The 3,745-nt window shown below is 64.8% G+C and carries 5 protein-coding genes; 1 reads left to right on the top strand and 4 read right to left on the bottom strand.

Annotated elements, in window-relative coordinates; translation table 11 throughout:
* The 4 genes from AC1DS3_RS37715 to AC1DS3_RS37700 form a co-directional block, all read right to left on the bottom strand.
* A partial coding sequence (locus tag AC1DS3_RS37715; RefSeq protein ID WP_477129260.1) for a tripartite tricarboxylate transporter permease occupies nt 1-1,025 on the bottom strand: 1,025 nt, incomplete at its 3' end.
* Between the two features lie 179 nt (nt 1,026-1,204).
* Nucleotides 1,205-1,483: a pentapeptide MXKDX repeat protein gene (locus AC1DS3_RS37710; RefSeq protein WP_477129259.1), complete on the bottom strand. Its 279-nt coding sequence runs from the start codon at nt 1,481-1,483 to the stop codon at nt 1,205-1,207.
* Between the two features lie 61 nt (nt 1,484-1,544).
* A complete protein-coding gene (locus AC1DS3_RS37705; RefSeq protein WP_441641320.1) occupies nt 1,545-2,318 on the bottom strand; it encodes a molybdopterin-dependent oxidoreductase in 774 nt (257 codons plus the stop codon).
* Between the two features lie 69 nt (nt 2,319-2,387).
* Nucleotides 2,388-3,026: a cytochrome b/b6 domain-containing protein gene (locus tag AC1DS3_RS37700; RefSeq protein WP_441641319.1), complete on the bottom strand. Its 639-nt coding sequence runs from the start codon at nt 3,024-3,026 to the stop codon at nt 2,388-2,390.
* A 395-nt stretch (nt 3,027-3,421) separates the two neighbouring features.
* On the opposite strand from AC1DS3_RS37700, the gene AC1DS3_RS37695 reads away from it, so the two are divergent.
* Nucleotides 3,422-3,745 (top strand): inositol monophosphatase family protein (locus AC1DS3_RS37695; protein WP_477129258.1); only part of this gene is annotated, 324 nt, incomplete at its 3' end.

The raw sequence follows: 3,745 nt of genomic DNA, 5'->3' as shown, positions 1-3,745 counted from the left end.
TGGATGTTGTGGATGGTCATCGCGCCCACCATCAGCGCCATCACGGCGTTGGGCGGAATGCCCAGCGTCAGCAGCGGGATGAAGGAGGTCTGCGCCGCGGCGTTGTTGGCCGATTCCGGACCTGCCACGCCTTCGATGGCGCCCTTGCCGAACTCATGCGAATACTTGGAAGTCTTCTTCTCCAGCGAGTAGGCCGCGAAAGAAGCGAGCGCCGCGCCGCCGCCGGGCAGGATCCCGAGAACGGAGCCGAGCGCGGTACCGCGCAGCACCGCTGGCGCCATGCGCTTGAAGTCCGCCTTGGAGGGCCACAGGTTGCTAACGTGATCGGTAAAGGTTTCGCGGTTTTCCTTCTGCTCCAGGTTGGCGATGATCTCGGCAAAGCCGAACATCCCCATGGCCAGCGCGACGAAATCGACACCGTCGGTCAGCTCCGGCACGTCGAAGGAGAAGCGTGCGGCGCCCGAGTTCACGTCGGTGCCGACCAGGCCCAGCAGCAGCCCCAGCACGATCATGGCAACCGCCTTGGGCAGCGAGCCCGAAGCCAGCACCACGGCGCCGATCAGGCCCAGGCACATCAGCGAGAAGTACTCGGCAGGCCCAAACTTGAATGCCAGTTCCGACAGCGGCGTAGCAAACGCGGCCAGGATCAGCGTCGCCACGCAGCCGGCAAAGAAGGAGCCCAGGCCAGCGGTGGCCAGCGCCACCCCTGCTCGCCCTCGCCTGGCMATCTGGTAGCCGTCGATGGTGGTCACCACCGACGACGATTCACCCGGCAGGTTGACYAGGATGGCGGTGGTGGAACCACCGTACTGGGCGCCGTAGTAAATACCGGCCAGCATGATGAGCGCGGCCACCGGCGGCAGCGTGTAGGTCACCGGCAGCAGCATGGCGATGGTCGCCAGTGGCCCGATGCCGGGCAGCACGCCGATCAGCGTTCCCAGCACGCAGCCGAGAAAGCAGTATCCAACGTTCTGCAGTGTCAGCGCCGTGGAGAACCCAAGGGCCAGGTGTTCGAATAGTTCCATGAGGCTGTCTCCCTCGCCTGCAGTGAAACCCAGGCCGCGCATCTGCGGCAAGGCAGGCACGGCGGACCAGGCTACGCGCGGCATTCTTGCGGAATGGCGCGCGAATCGGAGGAAGCTGGCGGGGCGCGAGGCTACGCTGGTTTCCGCCACAGATCGTCATCGACAGCAAGCGCGCGCGCTCAGGCGCACCCCAATGGCTTACCAAGCACAGTAGGCGCGAGTGCTTTCATCCGCCTTTCAGTGTCCTTGCCCATCTTGTCCTTGCTCATCTTGTCGTGGCTCTTGCCCATCTTGTCTTTGCCCATCTTGTCCTTGCYCATCGAGTCCTTGCYCATGGTGTCCTTGGCCATGCTGCTGTCATTGCTCATGGCATCCTTCTTCATGGAGTCCTGGGCAAAGGCATGACCCGCAAATAGCATCGTGGTCGAGAGCAGGGTAGCTGCGAAAAGTTTGTTCATGAAGATCTCCTTGGGTTGGTCAGTGTGCAAGCCGGCATCATGCCGGCCAATTTCAAGCGGATCAGGATCCGCCGAACCAGTTGTATCCCTGGTCTTCCCAGTAACCGCCGGGATACGTGTTGGTGACGTACAGCGCCATGATGTGCTTGGGGTTCTTGTAGCCAAGCTTGGTCGGCATGCGCAGTTTCATGGGGAAGCCGTACTTGGGCGGCAGCTTCTCCCCGTCGTAGGTAAAGGTCAGCAGCGTCTGCGGATGCAGCGCGGTGGGCATGTCGATGCTGGTGAAATAGTCGTCGGCGCAGCGAAAGCCCACGTACTTCGCGCTGGTGTCGGCACCCACGCGATGCAGGAATTCCGAGAAGGGCGTGCCCCCCCACTTGCCGATGGCGCTCCAGCCTTCCACGCAGATATGGCGCGTGACCTGCGAGGTCTGCGGCAGCGCGTAGAGCTGCTCGAGCGTCCACGGATCCTTGCGCGCCACCATGCCGCCGACTTCCAGCCGGAAGTCGGCACCGTCGACCTCGGGCACTTCGTCCTCGCCGTAGAAGGCATTGAACGGGAACGGCCGCGTGATCATGGACTCCGCATAGGTGGGCGCGAGCCGCTTGGGGTCGAACAGCCAGCCTTGCACGCGATCGTTGAAGCGCGATACCGCGGTGAGAAAGCGCTCCACCGAGGCGTCGTCGCTCAGGCTGCAACCCGTCAGCATCGACAGCCCGCCCAGCGTGATGGCGCGCTTGGCGAACAGGCGGCGCGACGGCATATCGAGTTCGCGCACGGCGTCTCGCAGGATCAGGCGCCGGTCAAGCGTGGCGATGGGTTTGGACTTGCTCATGGCGGTTCTCCGCGATGCGGCTCTGTGGATTCGGTTCTGTGGATGCGTTTGCGTAAACACGGCCGGCGATCAGCGGCCGCGCAGCATGATCAGCAGCGTGCGCGGCACCAGCGCCACCATGGCCACGTGCACGACGATGAACAGCACGATGGCGCTCATGCATACGAAGTGGACCCAGCGCGCCGCGTCATAGCCGCCCATCAGCTCGCGCAGCAGCGGGAATTGCACCGACTTCCAGATCGCCAGGCCGGACAGCACCGTGACCACGATGACCACCACCACGCCCAGGTACATGGCCTTCTGGGCCGCGTTGTATTCGGCMAGGTCCGGGTGCGCCAGCCGGCCGCGCAACGCCGCGGCGATATCGCGCAGCGCCGCGGGCACCGACAGCGGCAGGAAGCGGCGGCGGAACCGTCCGGTGAGGGCGTTCATCAGCAAGTAGAACAGCCCGTTGGCGACCAGCAGCCACATGGCGGCGAAGTGCCACTGCAGCGCGCCGCCCAGCCATCCGCCGAGCGTGATGCCATTGGGGAAATGCAGGCCGAACAGTGGCGACGCGTTATAGATGCGCCAGCCGCTCATTACCATGACGATGACGGCGATGGCGTTGAGCCAATGGGTGATGCGCACCCACGCCGGCTGGATGGAGGCGGACGTTTGTCCGCGGCGGCCGTGTGCGGGCCGCGATAGCTGGGAGGCTGTGTCCACCGTCTTTCTCCAATGTTCCATGTTCCGTGGCGCTCGCAGGTGCGGCTGCAACGGGTTATGTGCCTTTGTCGACAGTGGCGGCACGAACTTACACGCGGGACGGTAATTTTTTCTGGCACGCGGGCACGTCGGCAACGGGCATCCCCGGAGTCACTCAGCAAGCTCGGCGAAAGAACGTACGGACTGTTGGGCGACGCATGGACGGCTACCCGCACTCTTGACATTAGCACTCCGCCCGCGAGACGCCAAAGGCGATCGATGCCCGCCTCACACGGCCCGCTACAATGCTGGCGGGCCGCGCGGCCAGCGCTGTCCCACTGCGCGCGCAGCCCGGTCTGCCCGGAGCCGCATGCCGCCGCCGCCCCGACACCATTCACGGACCCCAGGATCTCCGCATGCCTTTGACCGCCGAGCAGCTTATCGAATACATGGACTTCGCCGCAGACCTCGCGCAGGCGGCCGGCAATGCCAGCCTGCCGTACTTCCGCAGCGCCCCGGCGGTAGAGGACAAAGGTGGCCGGCGCTTCGACCCGGTCACCGCAGCCGACAAGGCAGCCGAGCGCGCCATGCGCGACCTGATCCTGGCGACATACCCGGAGCACGGCATCCTGGGCGAAGAAGAAGACCGTGTGGCCGGCAGCTCGCCGCTGACCTGGGTGCTCGATCCCATCGACGGCACCCGTGCGTTCATTACCGGGCTGCCGCTCTGGGGCACGCTG

It is taken from the genome of Cupriavidus sp. 01L46 (genome assembly GCF_056399905.1).
The sequence above is the reverse complement of the archived record's forward strand: the minus strand, read 5'-3'. Positions and strand labels throughout refer to the sequence as shown.

Excerpts from the sequence above, each read along its gene's own strand:
- AC1DS3_RS37705 (WP_441641320.1), bottom strand. The coding sequence starts at position 2,318 with ATGAGCAAGTCCAAACCCATCGCCACGCTTGACCGGCGCCTGATCCTG.